The 3,169-nt window shown below is 41.5% G+C and carries 4 protein-coding genes; 2 read left to right on the forward strand and 2 right to left on the reverse strand.

The features are described 5' to 3' along the window. The coding region (locus tag UC75_RS00890; RefSeq protein ID WP_228136991.1) for a LysR family transcriptional regulator at window positions 1-639 on the reverse strand (639 nt) is incomplete at its 3' end. A gap of 98 nt (window positions 640-737) precedes the next feature. Between UC75_RS00890 and UC75_RS00895 the strand changes: the two genes are divergently transcribed. Beyond that, on the forward strand, window positions 738-1,334 hold the full coding sequence (locus tag UC75_RS00895; RefSeq protein ID WP_049836385.1) for an NAD(P)H-dependent oxidoreductase: 597 nt from the start codon (window positions 738-740) through the stop codon (window positions 1,332-1,334). A 56-nt stretch (window positions 1,335-1,390) separates the two neighbouring features. Here the strand turns inward: UC75_RS00895 and pobR are convergent, their stop codons facing one another. Beyond that, a complete protein-coding gene (gene pobR / locus UC75_RS00900; protein ID WP_049836386.1) occupies window positions 1,391-2,206 on the reverse strand; it encodes an IclR family transcriptional regulator PobR in 816 nt (271 codons plus the stop codon). A 141-nt stretch (window positions 2,207-2,347) separates the two neighbouring features. Between pobR and UC75_RS00905 the strand changes: the two genes are divergently transcribed. Then, a partial coding sequence (locus tag UC75_RS00905; protein ID WP_228136992.1) for a 4-hydroxybenzoate 3-monooxygenase occupies window positions 2,348-3,169 on the forward strand: 822 nt, incomplete at its 3' end.

Consider the following 3,169-nt stretch of genomic DNA (forward strand, 5'->3'; position numbering starts at 1 on the left):
TAAAGGCTCGCTCTTTTCCTTTTGTAGCCGCCATTTTTGCATTTGACCAAAATGCGGATCGGCAATCGTGGCGTGGTGGTCTAAGTCTTCAATATTTTCTAAAGGACCTGCTTTATTTAAATAGTCAGGTGAGGCACAAAGTAACATTCGATGTTCACCAATCAGTTTGGCAACCAACTGAGTGGTGTCAGGTAATGAACCGATTCTTATACATAAATCAAAACCTTCTTCGACCAAGTCTACAGTTCGATCATTAAATGAAATTTCTAGCTGTAAGCCCGCATACTGTTGAGCAAATTTAACCATGAGCGGGGCCGCAAAGAGTTGCCCAAATAGTACTGGTACAGACATTCTTAAACGGCCTGTTGCGTTTATTTTCCCTTGGTCTAACAGAGCTGCTGCATTTTGTATTTCACTGACCGCTCGGCGACTATGTTCATAAAACAAAGCACCTTCGTCAGTCATGCTGAGCGAACGTGTTGTTCTTTTAAATAAAGCCACACCAAGCTGATCTTCAAGCCGAGCAATATTTTTACTAATGGCTGAGCGAGTTAAATGCAATTGCTCGGCAGCTTTTACAAAACTTCCAGCTTCAACCACAGTCACAAATATAGAAATCGCACTTAGCTCATGTTGCATAATTGTTGCCTAAAAGGAACCAATGATAAGAAATAATATCACCACTGTTGAATTTAATGTGGAGTTAATATGGCTTGATCAAAAACTTGGAGATGGTCATGGCTAAAATATTGGTATTAAAATCTAGCATTATGGGTGAGGGTTCACAAACCAATCGCCTAATCGATATCATGCTTGAACATCGAAAAGACCAAGGTTTGCAAGATGACATCACCATACGTAATTTAGCTGAAATGAACCTACCTGTATTAGATTTAGAAATTTTTCAGGCGCTCCGTGGGGCTGAGAATATAAATCAAGACATTCAACAGATTGTTGATTTGTCTGATGAATTAATTGCTGAATTAAAAAGTGCTGATTTACTCATTATTGGCGCGCCCATGTACAACTTAAATGTCCCGACTCAACTCAAAAACTGGTTTGATTTAGTGGCACGAGCAAGACAAACATTCCGCTACACCGAAACTTATCCTCAAGGTTTGGTTGAAGGGGTAAAAGCGGTGGTGGTAAGTAGTCGGGGCGGTATCCATGTCGGTCAAGAAACTGAGGCCGTCACGCCTTATCTCAAAGCAGTGTTAGGTCTAATGGGCATTCATGGAGTCGATTTTATCTATGCAGAAGGCCTAGACATGCAAGCTTATCGCAGCAATGCATTAGATCTGGCAAGCCAGCAAGTTAAAAACTTCGCTATTTAAAATTATGGTTGAAACTCTTGTACCTTTGGATAGATAACAAGAGTTTCTAAGTTTATTTAAATCACATTTCTAAGTTCATTTGCCGTGTTGCGTAGCAATGGCAAAATTTGTTGAACCAAATAATCTTCTTGTACACGGTTGGTTTGAGACATGCAGTTAAGCGCTGCGACGGCTTGACCTTGTGCATTAAATACAGGCACTGCAATCGCAATCACGCCAAGCTCATGTTCTTCTTTGGAAAGACAATAGTCCGATAACGTAATGCCCTTAAGCACTTCAAAAAACTTGGACTCATCTACTAGGGTAAAAGGGGTTAAGCGTTTTAAACCATAAGTTTTGACCCATGCGTGCTGAGCTTCTTCAGACAGTGCTGCCAGCAATACTTTACCTGTAGACGTTGCATGGGCAGGGAGTCGGTTTCCTAAATGCATGCCATAAGGGCTTACACGCAAATTATCTTGCTGCGGTAAATAGCTACGGGCAATCGGCACGACTTCATTATCATCCAGAACTACAATTGAAAAAGTCAGAGACGTCTGCGCGCACAAAAGATTTAAAAATGATTGAGCAACTTTAGGCAGGTGGGCAGAGCTTAAATAAGAACTCGAAAAGCGCAGCACACGATGAGTGAGCCAAAAGTAATGTTCGTCTGTTTCTAAATAGCCTAAGTATTTTAAAGTTTTCAGATACCGCCTTGCTGCTGTTCGGCTAATACCGGTTCGCTCGGCCACTTGAGTGACATTGAGCCGTTGCCGATCTGTTCCAAAAGCTTCGAGTAAAGCTAAGCCTTTTGCTAACCCTGCAATATAGTCATCTTGACGAATTTTCTCATGCGAGTTTGGGTGCTCTAAAAAAGCATCGAGAGAAGGCATCCTTTCATTCCTGTTATTTTGGTTGTTTCTGTCCGCTATTCGGACAAACTAGATGATAAACGGTTATTTTCGTCTTGGATACATAGTGCACAAAACTTAAAGCCAGTAATTTAAAAGTCAGGATGAAACAAGGATGAAGTTATGGATATTTTAAAGACACAGGTTGCAATTATTGGTTCTGGGCCAGCAGGGTTATTGCTTGGGCAACTTCTATATAAAGCTGGAATCGATCATATTATTGTTGAGCAACGTAGTGCTGAATATGTGGCTTCACGGATTCGTGCAGGAATTTTAGAGCAAGTTTCGGTCGACTTACTGAAACAAGCAGGCGTTGACCAAAACTTAAAAGACAAAGGCTTACCGCATTCGGGCATCGAAATCTTGACCAATGGTGAATTGCATCGAGTTGATTTAGCCGCACTCACAGGTGGTAAACAAGTGACCGTATATGGTCAGACCGAAGTCACCAAAGATTTAATGACTGCGCGTGAAGCAGAGCAGCTCACTTCATTTTATGAAGCTCAAAATGTACAAGTGAAAGATTTCTACACAGCGCCAAAAGTTGAGTTTGAGTACCAAGGTAAAGATTTTCAAATTCAGTGTGACTTTATTGCTGGTTGTGATGGCTACCATGGTGTCTGCCGTGCCAGTGTGCCCGAAGATAAAATTAAGACCTTTGAAAAAGTTTATCCATTTGGCTGGTTAGGGGTATTGGCCGATGTTCCACCTGTAGCCGATGAACTGATTTACGTACAGTCAGAGCGTGGATTTGCTTTATGCAGTATGCGTTCTGAAACGCGTAGCCGCTACTATTTACAAGTGCCTTTAACAGATCACGTCGAAGACTGGTCAGATGAAAAATTTTGGGATGAACTAAAACTTCGCCTAGACCCAAAAAGTCGTGAAAAGCTACAGACGGGAGCTTCTATTGAAAAAAGTATCGCGCCGTTACGTAGCTTTGTG

Source organism: Acinetobacter sp. V2 (assembly GCF_001188385.1).
Lineage (GTDB): Bacteria > Pseudomonadota > Gammaproteobacteria > Pseudomonadales > Moraxellaceae > Acinetobacter > Acinetobacter oleivorans.